General features: G+C 63.5%; 16 protein-coding genes. 10 read left to right on the top strand and 6 right to left on the bottom strand.

Features of this window, described 5'->3' with window-relative positions; translation table 11 throughout:
- Positions 1 to 25: 25 nt before the first annotated feature.
- The gene (gene deoC / locus ASG84_RS17395) at positions 26 to 718 is read left to right on the top strand and encodes a deoxyribose-phosphate aldolase (protein WP_057478279.1); all 693 of its coding nucleotides are present in this window, start codon (positions 26 to 28) and stop codon (positions 716 to 718) included.
- Here the strand turns inward: deoC and ASG84_RS17390 are convergent, their stop codons facing one another.
- Positions 719 to 1,171, bottom strand: coding sequence for a MarR family winged helix-turn-helix transcriptional regulator (locus tag ASG84_RS17390; protein ID WP_057478278.1), 453 nt, complete (start codon positions 1,169 to 1,171; stop codon positions 719 to 721). It abuts the gene before it with no gap.
- An 85-nt stretch (positions 1,172 to 1,256) separates the two neighbouring features.
- Between ASG84_RS17390 and ASG84_RS17385 the strand changes: the two genes are divergently transcribed.
- Positions 1,257 to 1,748, top strand: coding sequence for a VOC family protein (locus tag ASG84_RS17385; RefSeq protein ID WP_057478277.1), 492 nt, complete (start codon positions 1,257 to 1,259; stop codon positions 1,746 to 1,748).
- Positions 1,749 to 1,780: 32 nt separating this feature from the next.
- Positions 1,781 to 2,563 (top strand): pirin family protein, encoded by a 783-nt coding sequence (locus ASG84_RS17380; RefSeq protein ID WP_057478276.1) that lies wholly within the window; start codon positions 1,781 to 1,783, stop codon positions 2,561 to 2,563.
- Here the strand turns inward: ASG84_RS17380 and ASG84_RS17375 are convergent.
- A complete protein-coding gene (locus tag ASG84_RS17375; protein ID WP_235581712.1) occupies positions 2,560 to 4,140 on the bottom strand; it encodes a Na+/H+ antiporter in 1,581 nt (526 codons plus the stop codon). The genes ASG84_RS17380 and ASG84_RS17375 overlap by 4 nt on opposite strands.
- A gap of 17 nt (positions 4,141 to 4,157) precedes the next feature.
- Complete coding sequence (locus tag ASG84_RS17370; RefSeq protein WP_057478275.1) at positions 4,158 to 4,961, bottom strand: SDR family oxidoreductase; 804 nt, start codon at positions 4,959 to 4,961, stop codon at positions 4,158 to 4,160.
- A gap of 35 nt (positions 4,962 to 4,996) precedes the next feature.
- Between ASG84_RS17370 and ASG84_RS17365 the strand changes: the two genes are divergently transcribed.
- Positions 4,997 to 5,797 (top strand): ABC transporter ATP-binding protein, encoded by an 801-nt coding sequence (locus ASG84_RS17365; protein WP_057478274.1) that lies wholly within the window; start codon positions 4,997 to 4,999, stop codon positions 5,795 to 5,797.
- A complete protein-coding gene (locus ASG84_RS17360) occupies positions 5,797 to 7,374 on the top strand; it encodes a hypothetical protein (protein ID WP_057478273.1) in 1,578 nt (525 codons plus the stop codon). Before ASG84_RS17365 ends, ASG84_RS17360 begins: the two co-directional genes overlap by 1 nt.
- Here the strand turns inward: ASG84_RS17360 and ASG84_RS17355 are convergent.
- The gene (locus ASG84_RS17355) at positions 7,366 to 7,926 is read right to left on the bottom strand and encodes a sugar O-acetyltransferase (protein WP_057478272.1); all 561 of its coding nucleotides are present in this window, start codon (positions 7,924 to 7,926) and stop codon (positions 7,366 to 7,368) included. The genes ASG84_RS17360 and ASG84_RS17355 overlap by 9 nt on opposite strands.
- Positions 7,927 to 8,366: 440 nt before the next feature.
- Between ASG84_RS17355 and ASG84_RS17345 the strand changes: the two genes are divergently transcribed.
- From ASG84_RS17345 to ASG84_RS17335, 3 genes are read left to right on the top strand one after another with little or no spacing between them, the layout of a single operon-like run.
- Entirely contained in the window at positions 8,367 to 9,317 is a 951-nt protein-coding gene (locus tag ASG84_RS17345) for a D-2-hydroxyacid dehydrogenase (protein ID WP_162248357.1), read from the top strand.
- Between the two features lie 53 nt (positions 9,318 to 9,370).
- Positions 9,371 to 9,817 (top strand): SRPBCC family protein, encoded by a 447-nt coding sequence (locus ASG84_RS17340; RefSeq protein ID WP_057478269.1) that lies wholly within the window; start codon positions 9,371 to 9,373, stop codon positions 9,815 to 9,817.
- An 18-nt stretch (positions 9,818 to 9,835) separates the two neighbouring features.
- A complete protein-coding gene (locus ASG84_RS17335) occupies positions 9,836 to 10,606 on the top strand; it encodes a class I SAM-dependent methyltransferase (RefSeq protein ID WP_057478268.1) in 771 nt (256 codons plus the stop codon).
- On the opposite strand, the gene lppU is transcribed toward ASG84_RS17335, so the two are convergent.
- Positions 10,603 to 11,205, bottom strand: a complete 603-nt coding sequence (gene lppU, locus ASG84_RS17330) for an LppU family putative lipoprotein (RefSeq protein ID WP_082521079.1) — start codon at positions 11,203 to 11,205, stop codon at positions 10,603 to 10,605. The two genes, ASG84_RS17335 and lppU, sit on opposite strands and share 4 nt — an antisense overlap.
- Before the next feature lie 115 nt (positions 11,206 to 11,320).
- Positions 11,321 to 12,544, bottom strand: coding sequence for a molybdopterin-dependent oxidoreductase (locus ASG84_RS17325; protein WP_082521078.1), 1,224 nt, complete (start codon positions 12,542 to 12,544; stop codon positions 11,321 to 11,323).
- A gap of 181 nt (positions 12,545 to 12,725) precedes the next feature.
- Here ASG84_RS17325 and ASG84_RS17320 point away from each other — a divergent pair, with 181 nt between their 5' ends.
- Both ASG84_RS17320 and ASG84_RS17315 read left to right on the top strand, forming a co-directional pair.
- Positions 12,726 to 14,009 carry an HNH endonuclease signature motif containing protein gene (locus ASG84_RS17320; protein ID WP_162248356.1) on the top strand — a complete coding sequence of 428 codons (1,284 nt, stop codon included), beginning with the start codon at positions 12,726 to 12,728 and terminating at the stop codon, positions 14,007 to 14,009.
- A gap of 60 nt (positions 14,010 to 14,069) precedes the next feature.
- The gene (locus ASG84_RS17315) at positions 14,070 to 15,368 is read left to right on the top strand and encodes a lipase family protein (RefSeq protein WP_082521058.1); all 1,299 of its coding nucleotides are present in this window, start codon (positions 14,070 to 14,072) and stop codon (positions 15,366 to 15,368) included.
- Positions 15,369 to 15,372: the final 4 nt, after the last annotated feature.

Here is a 15,372-nt window from a genome sequence, read left to right as displayed (position 1 = left end):
CTCCATACTCGACAAGGAAGTTCCGATGCAGTCTTCGATTTCACCCGCACAACTGGCCCTCTACATCGATCACACTCTGCTCAAGCCGGAGGCGACCAAGGCGGATGTTGCCGCTACCGTCGCCGACGCCGCGAGGCTCGGCACCTATTCGGTGTGTGTGTCTCCTTCGATGTTGCCGCTCGAACTACCTGCGGACTCGAACCTGAAAGTGGCTGTCGTGTGCGGCTTTCCGAGCGGAAAGCATGCGACGGAGGTCAAGGCTGCGGAAGCCCGGCTCGCCGTGAGCCAGGGGGCCGACGAGATCGACATGGTCATCGACATCGGGGCAGCCAAAGAGGGTCGCTTCGATGCGATCGAAGCCGATATCGCGGCCGTGCGCGCTGCAGTCGAGCGGCCGGTACTTCTCAAGGTGATCATCGAGTCGGCTGCTCTCACAGATGAGGAGATCGTCGGCGCATGCCGCGCCGCTGTCGCCGCCGACGCGGATTTCGTCAAGACGTCGACGGGCTTCCATCCGACCGGTGGGGCGTCGGTAGATGCGGTATCCCTGATGTCCGACACCGTGCAGGGCAAGCTGGGGGTCAAAGCGTCGGGAGGAATTCGCAGCTACGACGACGCTGTGGCGATGATCGAGGCTGGAGCGACCCGGCTGGGAGTATCGGGATCGGAGGCGTTGCTCTACGGCGCGTCGAACACCGAGGCTACCGCCGGATACTGATCACGACGCGTGGTTCCGCATCGCTGTGAAAGTGCGCGTGAGAGCGGCGAGGTCATTGGGATCCACCAGATCGAACATGTTCTCCCGCACCGACGCAACGTGTCCGGGGCTCGCCGAGGCGAGCGTCTGCATACCGGCCTCGGTGAGCTCGGCGGACATCCCACGCTTGTCGTCGTCGCATTTGACGCGAATGACCCAGCCGTTGTCGACGAGTCGGCTGATGGCCCTGGTGACGCCGCTGCGAGTGGTGGTGACGGCATCCGCAAGTTCGCTCATACGTCGGCGACGGTCGGGCGCTTCCGAGAGCACGACCAGCAGCTCGAAGTCGGTGAAGGAGATTCCGGAGTCGCGTGTGAGTTGATTGTCGAGGTCGCGAAGCAGTAGCCGCGTTGCATCGAGGTACGCGCGCCACGCTTGCTGTTCGTCGGCATCGAGCCACCGTGGTGATTCCATACCTCAATGCTAGTTGACATCGCAACTAACCGGTGTACTGTTCTCGGTAGTTGACGAAGCAACTACTTGACCGAAGGGTGGAGGAATGACCGAGACGGATCTACACACCACAGAGCGCGACCGCATTCGGAAGCAGTACATGATGCCGGCAGGCGAGCGGCCTGCATCGTCGGCCCGAGGACTCCATCACACCGCTCTCGTCAGCAGTGACGTCGAGGCAACCGTGCGGTTCTACCAGGATCTGCTCGAGTTCCCGCTCACCGAGCTCATCGAGAACCGGGACTACCCAGGGTCGTCGCACTTCTTCTTCGACATCGGCAACAGCAACCTGTTGGCCTTCTTCGACTTCCCGGGCCTCGATGTCGGTCCCTACGCGGAGGTGTTGGGCGGCCTCCATCATGTGGCGATCAGTGTCGAGCCCACCCGCTGGGAGCACCTGCGTACCAAGTTGATCGACGCCGGAATCGAACTGATCGAGCACAGTGATGTCTCGCTGTACTTCCGCGACCCCGACGGTGCGCGGCTGGAACTCATCGCCGACCCGCTCGGTGAGATGTACGGCTCGCACGTTCTCTGAGAACCCACCACTTCGAGATTCGAGGCGATGACATGACCTCTGCAGCAACCACACTCGACATCCGCCGAGCCGACGACCGATTCAAGACGAAGATCGGCTGGCTGGACTCCAAGCATTCCTTCTCGTTCGGTAATCACTTCGATCGCGGCAACACCCACCATGGCGTCCTCATGGTGAACAACGATGACATCGTAACTCCCGGAATGGGATTCGATACCCACCCGCATCGCGATATGGAAATCGTCACCTGGGTCCTGCAGGGATCGCTGGTGCACCAGGACTCGATGGGCCACTCCGGCGTGATCTACCCGGGACTCGCACAGCGCATGAGCGCAGGCACCGGGATCCTCCACTCGGAGAAGAACGATTCGTGGCGACTGGGCGATACCGCGGGCTCGTATTCGAGCGAGCACGGAGATCCCGTTCGGTTCGTCCAGATGTGGGTCGTGCCCGACGAGCAGGGCATCACGCCGGGCTACGAGCAGCTGGAAATCGACAACGAATTACTCAGCGGCGGTTTGGTTCCCGTCGCTTCCGGTATGGCCGACCACGCCGATCACGCAGCGATCCGCATCAAGAACAAGTACGCAGCCATGCACGTCGCACGCCTACAGCCCGGGCAGGCACCGGTAAAGATTCCCGACGCGCCGTTCGTGCACATCTTCGTGGCGGAGGGTGAAGCGATGCTCGAGGGCGTGGGACTGTTGGCCGAGGGCGATGCCGTACGCGTCAGCGGAGGCGGCGGCCAAAAACTCAGCAGCGCAGGCGGTGCCGAAGTGATCGTGTGGGAAATGCACGCCGCAATCGCCGGCTAATCGGTCTCTCGGTGTGGTCGGAACGAATGCTCCTCGTGGTCGAGTTCGTGCTCGAGACTGCGCATGCTGTTGTCCGGTAGCCGGCCGGCATCTCGCCAACACAGCAACTCCTCGCGCTCGACCGCCAGGATGCGTCGGCGGGTACTCATCGCGGCGATCTGCTCCGGCGAGATGACCGAGTCGCCTACCTCGGACTCGTCGAGATGATCGAGTCGGCGGTGATACCGGTCGATCCGATGCTCCAATTCGCTGCGCAGTATCTCCCGCCCCTCGTCGTCGAGCTTCTCCTCGTCGGCAATGCGATCGAGCTGTGACAGTGCAGCTTTGGTCGATCCCTCCCGCGCTTCGTTTCGCAGACGCGCTTCTGCTGCCGGATCGGCGACGACGTTCAGCTTTCGCACGAGTGGAGCGAATGTCAGGCCCTGTCCGACGACCGTCACCAGCACGACGAGAAACGCGCAGAACAGCAACAGGTCTCGGCTCTCGAACGACTCACCCGAGTCGATCGTCAGGGGCAGCGTGAACACGGCCGCGACGGTGATGACCCCACGAGTGCCGGCCCAGCTCATCACTACCGCCTCGCGTGCGGACAGCCCCGTTGTCAGCAACCACAGGGGCCGCAGTAGCAGGACGCCGGCAAGCGTGACCGTGACTGCGAGGGCGATTGTCGTCCCCGAGTAGGCCGACAGGCCGCGCACCACGGTGGGCAACTGTTCGCCGATCAACAGAAACACGAAGCCTTCGAGCAGTAGATCGATGAGCCGCCACACCGCGCTGGTCTGCAGGCGGCTGGCACCGGAGATGGCGTGGCGAGTGTGATGGCCGATCATCAGTGCCGCGACGACGACGGCCAGTACTCCCGACGCATGGACCTCTTCCGCCGCCAGGTATGCAACGAACGGTGTTGCCAGCGACACGATGTTGAGCAGCAGAGAATCGTGAAGGTACCGCTGTACCAATCGGATCAGCAGGGCGACGACCAATCCGACGACGATGCCGCCGACTGCCGCCAGTACGAACAACCCGCCGGCGTCGACGAACGTCATGTCCTGGCTCGAGATCGCGGCGATAGCGACGGTCAGCATCGTCAGCGCGGTCGCATCGTTCAGCAACCCCTCCCCCTCGATCAGCGTGACCAGCTTCGGTGGAATACCGGCGCGTCGACCGACCGCAAGGGCGGCCACCGGGTCCGGCGGTGCCACGGCGGCACCGAGCGCCATACCCGCGGCCAGCGTGATACCCGGAACGAGCAACCACAGGCCGACGCCAACGAGGGTCGCGGTCGCTACCACGAGGGCGACCGACAAACTCAAGATCGTCCACACGTTGCGGCGGATGGCGATCAGCGATGAGTTCAGGGCAGCGCTGTAGAGCAGCGGCGGAATCACCAGGGTCAGAACGACCTCCGGATCGAGAACGATGTCGGGCAACGCCGAGGCCGAGACGGCCAGGCCGGCCAAGGTCAACAATGCCGCCGCGGGCAGCGTCGTCTTCTTCGAGATCACCTGTGCGGCGACGACCACACCCGTAGCAGCCAGGACCAGGCCGAGAGTTTCTATCACCTGGATGTGTTCCACCAGGTCAGAGGTTCAAACTATCTCTTCAGCCCGAACATCTTTGCGATCGTCTTCTCCATGAATGTGGCCGGCAGCAATCGTCGCGCCAGAAATACGACCGGTGCGTTACTTCCTCTGGCGTACAGGGGTTTCGGCTTGTCGGCGTCGATGGCCTTCAGTATTACCTCGGCGACGTCCTCGGCCGAGATGCCGGTTCCCTCCTTGCGATCCAGCGACGAGATCGCGGTGTGGAAATCGTCGCGGTGGACCGAATCGGCGGCGATGTACTTGGTGCGGCGTTCGCTGATTCCGGTGTTGATCGATCCCGGCTCGACAGTGGTCATCCACACGCCGAAAGGCGAAAGTTCCAGACGCGCCGCGTCGGAGAAGCCCTTGATCGCTGCCTTCGTCGACGCGTAGGACGAGCGATAGGCGAGGGGGAAGCTGGCCAGCATCGAGCCGACCATCACGATGCGGCCGTAACCTCGCTCGCGCATACCGGGAATGACGTTCTGCGACAGCGTCACTGCGCCGAAGACGTTCAATTGGAAGAGTCGTTCGATGGCGTCGGTCGGCAGTTCCTCGAACGGTCCCGACTGGCTCTCGCCGGCGTTGTTCACGAGGACGTCGACGGCTCCCAGGTCGGCCACGAATGCAGTGATCGACGCGGAATCGGTGAGATCGAGGGCTCGATACTCGACGCCTGCTGCCCGTTGATCATCGCTCATCGAATCCGGGTTTCGCGAGGTGCCGATAACTCGATAACCGCGAGCGACCAGCGCCGACGCGACAGCCTTTCCGATTCCCGACGAAGCTCCGGTGACCACTGCGGTGCGATTCATGCCCGAATGGTACCGGTGCGGTCGACCGACAACGCATGACGAAACAGCCCATACCGGTTAGTCTGTTACCTGTGCAAACGAACTCCGCTGCCCTGCTGCTCGAGCACCTGTGCATGTCCTTCGGCCCAAAGCCTGCGGTCGACGACCTGTCGCTGATGGTTCCGCCCGGTTCGATGTTCGGGTTGGTCGGACCCAACGGTGCAGGTAAGACGACATCGCTGTCCATGGCCGTGGGGCTGCTGAGACCGCAGTACGGGCGGAGTCTGGTATTCGGCCGAGACGTGTGGGCCGATCCGATCGCAGCGAAAGAACTGCTCGGCGTGCTGCCCGACGGACTCACACTCCCTTCCCAGTTCACCGGCCACGAGCTTCTCACCTACATCGGACGACTACGCGCGATGCCGGAGGACGTCATCGCGCAGCGTCGAGACGAGCTGCTGGACGCATTGGATCTGACCGACGCCGGAGGAACCGTCATCGCCGACTACTCCGCGGGAATGACCAAGAAGATCGGGCTCGCCTCCGCGCTGCTGCACGGGCCCCGATTGCTGGTGCTGGACGAGCCGTTCGAGGCCGTCGACCCCATCTCCTCCAGCACGATTCGCACCATCCTCGTCCAGTTCGTGCGCTCCGGCGGGTCGGTGATTCTGTCGAGCCACGTCATGGCGCTCGTCGAGCAACTGTGCACGCACGTCGGCGTCATCACCGGTGGCCGAGTGGTGGCGGCCGGAACCGTCGACGAGGTCCGCGGCGGCGGGACCCTGGACGATGCCTTCGTTCGTCTCGTCGGCACCCGCGAGCAGAACCCGGACGGCCTGTCCTGGATGCGCTCGTGATGTCGGTCGACCGCACCGTTCTGCAGATGCGAATGACGCTCTACCGCAGGCAGTTCAAGGGCGGACAAGCGGTGATCAAGACCGTGTTCGGATTGCTGGGCCTGGCCTTCGCTGTTCTCGCATGCGTGATGGCAGCGCGAACCGACGCGTCGCAGGTTCTCGTGGGCGGCACCGCAAGCCTCGGACTGACTTTGGTGGGCCTGAGTTGGGTGCTGTTCCCCGTACTGTCGGGCATCTCCGACGACAACATCCAGCCCCGCCACTTCCAACTGCTGTCCGTCGACCCCGCGCGACTGGCCCGTGCGCTGCTGACGACGTCGGTGGTCGGCATAGTGGTTCCGCTGACTATCGTTGCGGCGGCGTCCATTCCGATTTATTCCGCGTCCCGCTCGGTCGCGGCACTGCCTCTGGCTCTGGTGGCCTGGCCCGCGACGGTGGTGTTCTTCGTGACGCTGTCGAGGGTGGTGACGCTGGCGATGTCGCAACTGCTGAAGAGTCGACGCAGTCGCGAGTTCGCGTTGCTGGCGTTCGGAGCCATCTTCGGCGGCTTGTACTTCTTGCAGTTCCCCATCACTCAGAATCTCGATCGAGTGCTGTCGGGTGAGGTGTCGTGGCCGCTCACGCTGGCCCATTCGATCCCGTTCAGCTGGGGAATCACCGGTGTCGACGCTGTGCTGCAGGGCAACTGGTTGCTGGGGATCGGCGCAGTGGCGGGATTGCTAATGCTGGATGTCGCATTGGTGTGGGCATGGCGGCGACTGGTTCTACGCCACTTCGAGGGACGGGTCTCGAGCTCGTCGGGATCGACCCGTAAGCAGACGATCGCCGATGGCCGCGACGGAGCAACAGGGTGGCGGGTGACGAGGGTCGGCGCGGTGGTGACCCGAGAGCTGTCCCTCTGGCGTGGTGACATGCGTCGCCGAAGTCAGCTGCTGTCGGTCCTGATCTTCGCTGTGTTGGCTGGTATCGGGCCGCTGGTGGCCGACTCGATTCCGTTCAGTGCGGCGTGGGGCGCGTGGATCGTGATCATCATGGCGTTGGGCGCGGGATCCAATTCGTACGGCCTCGACGGCAGCTCGATGTGGCACCTCGTGATGATTCCGCAGGCCCTCCCCGACGACATCCGTGGTCGACAGATTGCCTGGTTACTGGTTGCCACCCCCTTCGCGATCGTTCCGGTGCTCGTGGTTCGACTGTTCGGCGACCTCGGGCTCGACCGAGTGGAGATCCCTGTCGCATTGACGATCTCGATGCTCGGAGTCGGTGCCGGTCTGACTGCCGTGAACTCCGTGCGCGGTGCCTACCCGGTGCCCGAAGCGACGAAGTCGTTCTCGATGAACACACGGGGATCCTTCACCGGCAATGCCTTCGGATTCCTCGTACTCGGGATAGTGGTCCTGGCCGTGTCGGTTGTGCCCGTGCTGCTGCTCGCGTTTCTTCCCGGCGCGTGGGCATATCTGTCGATTCCGGTGGCCGTCGCGATCGGTTGGCTGGGGATGTGGTGGGGCGCGCGGATGGCTGTCACCTCGCTGGTTCGTGACTCCGACCGAATCTTGAATTCGGTTCTGTCACGGTAACTCTCGAATTGTCCGGCAAGGATTTCCCGCAGCGAAGGTGTGCGGCGGCACGTCGCGGGTGACGACACTTCCGGCGCCGATCACCGAGTTGTCGCCGATGGTGACTCCTGGGCACACGATGACTCCGGCACCCAGCCACACGTTGTTTCCGATGGTGATCGGAAGCGCTCTCTCCCAACGGTTTCGGCGAGCTTCGTGATCTTCCATGGGATGTAGCGGTGTCAGTAGTTGCGCGCGCGGACCGATCGAGACGTCGTCGCCGATGGTGATACGTGCGCAGTCCAGCATGATGGCGTCGTAGTTGACGAAGGTGTTCGAGCCGATGGAAATGTATGTGCCGTAGTCGCATTGGAATCGCGGCATGATCGTCGAGTCCGCGCCGATGGATCCGAGCAGCTCGCCGAGTAGTTCGCCCCGTTCCTCGGTCCGGTCTGCCTCGGTCGCGTTGAATCTGTCGAGCAGCTTGCCGCACGACACCCGAGACGCCACCAGTTCGGGATCACTTTCTCGGTAGAGTTCGCCGCGCAGCATCAGGTCTCGATTTTCGTTCATGGGTGTCACGCTACAAGCCGGTGGAGGTCTCGAACAGTGCGACGCTGAACCACGAACTCCCATCACCGAAATCGCGCCGACCGACGTGGCGGAACCCCTGCCGCAGGTAGTAGCTGCACAGGTCGGGGTTGGTTTCGGCGCAGTCCAGACGAAGCAGGGTTCGCCCTGTTCCGGCCAGATGGCCGGATCGGCCCAGATCAAGCGCAGTGCTCCGACAATCGGCCCACCGGGGTAGCGTCGAGCGACATAGAACTCCCCTGCGTCTATCTGAGCAGCAACGGTCGACATCGGTACCTCGCGCGGTGTCCACTGATCGACTCTCCGCGCGGCCAACCAATCCTCGGCCGCGTGCCGGAGGCCGAGTATCGTTGCTGCGTCGTCGACAGAGGCGAGTTCTACGATGAGCACGGTGCCATCGTACGGAGGTGATCAGTCCTGTGGTGAACGTACTTGTGGTCGAGAGTGATTCGGACCGAAAGGCCTTTCCGTCGATCGATGGAGTCCACTTCCGAAGCTGCGCGATCACCGGCCTGGTCGATGCCGTGGCGTGGGCAGAAGTGCTGTTGTTTCGCACGTTCGAGGCCGTCGACCTTCGGGCCGTCTGGCCGAACGCTGCCAACCTGAGGTGGGTCCATGCGTCCAGCGCGGGGGTCGATCGACTGTTGGATCCCGGGCTGCGCGAGGGTCCGTGGCTGCTGACCAACTCGGGAGGCGTACTCGACAGGGCGATAGCCGAATATGTCGCAGCCGGAATCCTGGCGTCCGTGAAGAATCTGCCCCAGGCTCTTCGCCGTCAGCGTGAGCGAGTGTGGGAATACCGAGTCAGCACGGGAGTTCACGGTAAACATGCTCTGGTCGTCGGACCGGGCTCGATCGGACGAGAAATCGGCAGGCTACTCGGCGCACTCGGTATGCGCGTCGATGCGTCGGGGACATCCGAACGCCCGGGCGATGCGGAGTTCGCGCGCATTCGTCACGTCGAAGAATTACGTTCGTATGCGGCCCAGTACGACGTCATCGTGCTCGCGACACCGTTGACCGAGCGAACCCGAGGTCTCGTCGGTCCCGAGGTGCTCGCGGCCATGAGTCCGGATGCGGGTCTGGTCAACATTTCCCGCGGTCCGGTGGTCGACGAACAGGCGCTGTGCGTGGCCTTGGCCTCCGGCGCGATCGGGTGGGCAGTGCTCGACGTCTTCGAGGTCGAGCCGCTGCCGGTATCGAGCCCGCTGTGGGGCCTCGAGAACGTGATCCTGACGGCCCACCTGGCCGGTGATACCGACGACTTCGCCGAGCGTTTGTGGCAGCTTTTCGAGGACAACTTGGAGCGGTATCTGCACGGTTCGCCGCTGGTCAACGGTGTGGACAAGCAGACGGGGTATGTCCAGCGGTAGGTCGAACCAGCAAAGTGTGTGTAACAGTGCGTAGCGTGTACTAGGGTGCACGAGTGCGTGTAATCAATCATTCGGCCATTGCGTCGACCAGTCGGGAGTCGGCTTTCGCTTACCTCGACGATTTTCGTAACGTGCCGCAGTGGATGTTCGGGATCACGCGGTTCGAGCCGACGAGCGAGATCACATCCGGTCTCGGGGCCACGTACGACGCGACGATGCAAATCGGTCCCAAAGCGCTCAAATCCGTTGTGCACGTCACCGAATGGGTCCACAACGAGCGACTCACGCTCGAATCGGTCGAGGGGTTGTCGAACTCGTCGACGTGGTCGTTCGAGGACGCCGGTGACGGTCGAACCCGGCTGGTGGTCGTCTTCCGCTACAGCCTGCCTGGTGGTATCGCCGGGAAGGTGCTCGGAGCGGTAGTGGAACCCGTTGTGGGTCAAGCGATCCGGCACACCGAGTCGACCCTGCGGAGCAGGCTGGAAGCAACCGTGGCGTAGATCAGTACTCTGGCTGACATGTCAGAGTATGTGCGACCGGAACGGGGACTGACCTTCGGCCGAGTTGCGGAGAATTACGACCGCGCCCGACCCGGCTACCCCGCCGAGCTGTACGCAGACATCGTGATCGGAGGCAGGCTGCGAGTACTCGAGGCCGGAGCCGGTACCGGTAAGGCCACCGTTGCGTTGGCCGAGCTGGGTGCATCCGTCGTTGCGGTGGAACCGGATTCGGAGATGGCAGAGCTCGTTCGGCGTCGTACCGAGAATCTCGACGTCGAGGTGCAGGTGTCGCGATTCGAGGAGTGCGTAGTCGAGCCGGCGTCGTTCGATGTCGTCGCCGCCGCGCAGTCCTGGCATTGGGTGAACCACGAGCAAGGAGCAGCAGTCGCGGCGCGCGCGTTGGTCCCGGGCGGAGCGCTCCGGCTGTGGTGGAACATGCCGGGCGACCTCGACGGGCCGACGTGGGATGCGGTCAGAGCGGCCTACGACGCAACCGAACCCGACGCAGCACCGCTGCTTGCCCGTTCTCTGGGTGCGCAATCGGAATCGACCGTTCCTCGAGCCGACGGCTTCGGTCCCTGGTCGTCCTCGACATACAGCTGGGTTCAGCGCTACACCGCGGACGAATTCTGTGCGATGGCTGCAACCTATTCGAGCCATCTGATTCTCGACGACACGCGGCGCCACGAAGTGTTGAACGCAGTGCACGCGGCGATCACCGAGCACGGGCACGTGGACTATCACTACGTGACCCAGATGATGACAGCGAGGCGGGACGGAAAGGGCTAGGAGATCGTCGTGGTGCACACGACGAATTGACGTGCGTCGTAAGCGAATCCGTCCTCGGGGCAGTCGTTGGGGTCGGCGGTGCCGGTCTTGATCTCGGTGACCTGTTCGACGTCGGTCGCGCTGGGGTCGCTGCAGTCGACACGTGCGGGCTCGTCGATGCCGCCGGTGGGAACACTCATGCATCCGTCGACGACCCAATCGACGTCGAGGCACAGCGCGCCCTGCTCCACGCCGTCGAGAGTCTCGTAATACGTTTGATTCACGTCGGTGGGGCACTGCTCGTTCTGCTCGGCCTTGGCGATGACCTTGTAGTTCGATTCCATACTGCCGCATTCAGCGTTCTCGATGGTGGCGGCCGTCATCGTCCCGCCGAGTCGGACGCATTGACCGATCTCGACGTCGATGTCGGTGGAGCCGCCAGCGTCGATGCCCTCTTGGCCCGAGACGTCGTCGGTGGTGGTGGCAGCGGCCGACGTCGAGGACGCGGTGGTGGTGTCTGCGGCAACGGCGTTGCCCGAGTCGGTCGACGAGCAGGCTGCTGCCAAGAACAGCGTGAACAGTGCACCCGCGGTAAGGAACCCTCTGGACAGTGCGTGCATCGTGGTGTGACCTTCTGGATTCATCCAGGCGAAGAAGTACTCCTTCGTCGGCAGCCCCGCGGGCTACCGAAAAAAGATTCTTTACCATTCACCGAGATTTGGAAAGTTGTCGAAGTCACGAACGGAACACGATCGACGAGACCCACTTGGTGTTGTGCACGCCGGGCAGCGCAGGCACGATCACCCTCGCTGGGAAACCGTGATCGAGCGAGAGATCCACGCCGTTCACTCTCAACGCCAACAACGAATCGGGATGTACTGCTTGATTTCCCTGAAGAACTGCGCGAGTGAAAGCACCGTTCTGCTCGAGCGAGATCACCTCGGCCGATCGTGGTTCGGGTACACCCGCGAGGGCGGCGAGTTCGGCCAACGGGACGCCGGTCCACGTCTGAGTCGTCGACCACCCTTCGACGCAGGCGATGGGAAGTTCGGCAGTGCGTTGCGACATCGACAGCAGCCTGCCGCGAGAGAGCACCACCGGAACGGCATCGTCGGCTGCGCCGGCGATCGTCAGTTGCCAGTCGGCTCCGGTCTGTGCCTCGGTGATTCCTGCCGCTTCCGCGGTCCGATTGATCTGGAAGTCGTTGGGGCCGTCGCCGTAGGAGCGCCCGCGCGGCAGCAGAATCGCGGCCTTGCGTAGTACACCTCCGACCGTCTGGCCGACCGTCAGCACAGCCACGAAACCCATCCCAGCAGCTACCAATCCTATTGCGCCGCGGCGGTTCAACGTTGTCGTGGGACCCTGGTCGGGCGACTCGTTGCGGGCACGCAGCACGTCCATCAACGACTCGGACCGCAAGGTGCGCCACATCAACGGAACCTTGAGACCGAGGTGGACGAGGAATCCGGCGATGAACACCCAGGCACCGAAGTAGTGGGCCGCGTAGAAGTCGAAGCCGAACACGTAGTCGTACTGGATGTTGAGAACACCGGTGACGATTTCGAACAGCAGACCGCCGACGAGCGCCAGCAGAGACAGTCGCTCCAGTGCGTGCGCAGGCGAACGAACCGGCGGTAACTCGACGAGCTTGGGCATCACCGACCACAGTTTTGCGATCACGAGCGGCACGATGATCAGACCCAAGCCGACATGTAGGCCCTGGGTGAGTTGATACAGCCAGGCGGGATCGGTCGGCCAGTCGAAGAACGGCAACCGCAGCCACCCGACGGCTCCCGGCCTGGCCTGGCCGAACTGGGGACCGTACGCGATGTACGAGAGCAAGCCGGTCAGGATGACGATCGGTAGCGCAACGAGCAGCACCGCGCCGAACAGCGACGTCAACCACGTCCCGCGCAGCGGACTGCGAAAGCGCACGGGTGAATTGCGGGCGTCGGCCATGTAGAGCATTCGCTGCCCCTCCGATGTCGGATGTCTCGTGGCCGGCTCCCCTGCCGGGCCCGCCGGTCGGAAACCAAGCTCGAAGACGTCCCCGCGGGGACGTTTTTCCTTCCTCTTTCGAGTTCTTGTCGGCGCCTTGCCATACCTTTGTCGAACATGCATTCGATGGATGGGGGCGTTCATGATCGACATGTCCGAGACGGGATCCGAGGCCGGGCGGATTGCACTGGATGACATCGCGACCGAGATCTGCGCGCTGGCCGGTCAGATAGCGGCAGCGTCGGCGCAGTACTTGATACTGGTGGGTGAGTTCGACCTGCGACGCGGATGGGCGGGGTGGGAGGTTCGGTCGTGTGCGCACTGGTTGTCCTGGCGTGCGGGAGTCGATCTGCATACGGCCCGTGAGCAGGTGCGGGTTGCCAAAGCGATGCGAGAGTTGCCGTTGATCACCTCTGCTTACCTGAGCGGAACGGTGTCGTATTCGAAGGTGCGGGCAATGACGCGGGTGGCCACACCCGAGAACGAGGCGTCATTGCTGCAGAAGGCACTCGATGCGCCGGCCGCGCATATCGAGCGTCTGTGCCGTGGTCTGAAGAAGGCGATGCGGCCCACCAGGGGCAATGGCGTCGACCTGGATCCATGCGTCGGGCGATGGCGCTGGGACGAGGATGACGGCTCGCTCGTGCTGACGGCACGCTTTCGGTCCGAGGAAGGCAAGCGGCTTCTCGCTGCATTGACCAGGGCGGAGTACGAGCGCAAGCGAACCGAGGGCGAATCCGAGGGTGACCGGGCGGCCCCAGCGCCGCCCAACCCGGTGCCGGCGTTGGTCGCCATGGCCGAGATGGTCTGCGCTGCGCTGGATTCACCGGTCGTTTCACCGGCTGCGGAAGTGTTGGTGCACATCGGTGGCGTCGACGAGGCGGGTCACGATCATGCCCATTTCGACGACGGGCCCGGCCTCGACGACGAGACGCTTGCGCAGGTGCTGTGTTCTGCGGTCATGCGAACCGTCGGCCACGGCCGGCTGGGAAAAACTGTGCGCTGGAGTTCGACTGCGAAGGCCCCGAGCCGAACGCAGTTGCGTCAGTTGATCATTCGAGATCGATGCTGCACGGTTCCCGGCTGCGGACGCACCCGCTTTCTGCATGCTCATCACGTCACCTACCGCTCACGGGGAGGTCCGACCTCACTCGACAACCTGGTCCTGCTGTGCGGCGAACATCATCGAGCGCTGCACGACGGATACTTCGTCATCGAAGCCCTTGGAGATCAACGCTTCTCGTTTCACCACCCGTCAGGAATCGCGATGATTCACGCGCCGGCGATGTCCGGTGACGCGGACGAATTTCGGCGACGATACGACGGGATCGCACCCGACGCCATAGTCCCCAACTGGGGCGGAGAAGGCCTCGACCTGAGCTACGCAACCGATGTTCTGATCACCAACTGGCAGCAGGCTGCATGAAATGAGGCGATACAGGGCAAGTTAGTGTGACGAAGAGACTCGGACAAGAAGCGGTGGGATATGAGCGTCGACAGATCGATGGAGGACGAACAGTCCTGGCCGGTGGAACGATGGCCGAGCCGCGACGACGCGACCAGGCCCGAGGACGATCCGTTCTACGCCGCACCCGAGGGCTACGAAGCGGCCCTGCCGGGGACGATCCTCAAGGCGCGACCGGTAGAGGTCGCGATGTTCGGACGCGTGCGCCAGCGAGTCGATGCGTGGCAGCTGCTGTACCGCACCGCCGAACTGGCCGGTCTACCGCAGGCCAGCGTCACCACTGTGTTGAGGCCGCACGATGCCGAACCGGTGTTGCTGTCGTACCAGTGCGCCATCGACGGCGTCGCGTCCTCGTGTTTTCCGTCCTACGCGCTGCGACGCGGCTCGAAGGCTGTCGGTGCAGTTCCGCAGTTCGAGTTTCTGCTGGTCCTGCATGCCCTGCGTCGCGGGTGGACCATCTCGATTCCCGATCATGAGGGCCCGGACGGTCACTGGGGCTCGCCTCAGGAACCCGGGTTCTGCACGCTCGACGCCATCCGCGCGGCGCTGTCGTTCGAGCCGCTCGAATTGAACAGCAGCACGCCGGTTGCGCTGTGGGGTTACTCGGGCGGCGGGCTCGCGACGTCCTGGGCAGCGGAGATGGCACCGGAGTACGCGCCGGAGATCGAGTTGGTCGGTGCCGCGCTCGGTTCGCCCGTCGGAGATCCGGGTTCGGCGTTCACCCGGCTCAATGCAACGCTGCACGCAGCGTTGCCGACGCTGGTGGTGGCCGGGCTGCGGCGCACCTACCCCGAACTGGATCGGGTCGTTCGCGAGTACGTCAACGAGGACGGAATGCGCATTCTCGATTCCGTCGAGTCGATGACGACCGTCCGAGCCGTCGCCGCACTGGCTCGTCACGATCTGGACAACTACATCGACATCCCGCTGGCCGATCTGTTGGCGTTGCCCGAGATTGTCCAGGTGTTCCTCGACATCCAGCCCGGTCGCATCGCCCCGACGGCTCCGCTGTTGGTGATCCAGGCGGTGCACGATCAGATCATCGCCGTCGACGACGTCGACGGACAGGTCGAGCGATACAACGAAGCCGGTGCCCACGTGACGTACCTGCGAGATCGGCTGAGCGAGCACCTGTCGCTCCATCCGCTCAGCGCACCGCTGACGTTGGATTGGCTGGCGGATCGGTTCGCCGGTGTGCCGCTGCCCGGTCCCTCGACACAGACGGTGTGGTCCACGGCGTTCTCGTTCGCGGCGGTTCGTGGTCTCGTGTCGCTGACCTGGACGACGTTCAGGGCACTCACCATCGGCGTCCGGGCGTAGCTAC

This window comes from Rhodococcus sp. Leaf278 (assembly GCF_001426085.1).
Classification (GTDB): Bacteria; Actinomycetota; Actinomycetes; order Mycobacteriales; family Mycobacteriaceae; genus Rhodococcoides.
Note: the sequence above shows the minus strand (reverse complement) of the source record. Positions and strands in the feature narration are given on the sequence as shown.

Excerpts from the sequence above, each read along its gene's own strand:
- ASG84_RS17335 (WP_057478268.1), top strand. The coding sequence starts at position 9,836 with ATGTCAGAGTATGTGCGACCGGAACGGGGACTGACCTTCGGCCGAGTT.
- ASG84_RS17325 (WP_082521078.1), bottom strand. The coding sequence starts at position 12,544 with ATGGCCGACGCCCGCAATTCACCCGTGCGCTTTCGCAGTCCGCTGCGC.
- ASG84_RS17315 (WP_082521058.1), top strand. The coding sequence starts at position 14,070 with ATGAGCGTCGACAGATCGATGGAGGACGAACAGTCCTGGCCGGTGGAA.
- ASG84_RS17390 (WP_057478278.1), bottom strand. The coding sequence starts at position 1,171 with ATGGAATCACCACGGTGGCTCGATGCCGACGAACAGCAAGCGTGGCGC.
- ASG84_RS17360 (WP_057478273.1), top strand. The coding sequence starts at position 5,797 with ATGTCGGTCGACCGCACCGTTCTGCAGATGCGAATGACGCTCTACCGC.
- lppU (WP_082521079.1), bottom strand. The coding sequence starts at position 11,205 with ATGCACGCACTGTCCAGAGGGTTCCTTACCGCGGGTGCACTGTTCACG.
- deoC (WP_057478279.1), top strand. The coding sequence starts at position 26 with ATGCAGTCTTCGATTTCACCCGCACAACTGGCCCTCTACATCGATCAC.
- ASG84_RS17320 (WP_162248356.1), top strand. The coding sequence starts at position 12,726 with ATGATCGACATGTCCGAGACGGGATCCGAGGCCGGGCGGATTGCACTG.
- ASG84_RS17365 (WP_057478274.1), top strand. The coding sequence starts at position 4,997 with ATGACGAAACAGCCCATACCGGTTAGTCTGTTACCTGTGCAAACGAAC.
- ASG84_RS17370 (WP_057478275.1), bottom strand. The coding sequence starts at position 4,961 with ATGAATCGCACCGCAGTGGTCACCGGAGCTTCGTCGGGAATCGGAAAG.
- ASG84_RS17380 (WP_057478276.1), top strand. The coding sequence starts at position 1,781 with ATGACCTCTGCAGCAACCACACTCGACATCCGCCGAGCCGACGACCGA.
- ASG84_RS17355 (WP_057478272.1), bottom strand. The coding sequence starts at position 7,926 with ATGAACGAAAATCGAGACCTGATGCTGCGCGGCGAACTCTACCGAGAA.
- ASG84_RS17385 (WP_057478277.1), top strand. The coding sequence starts at position 1,257 with ATGACCGAGACGGATCTACACACCACAGAGCGCGACCGCATTCGGAAG.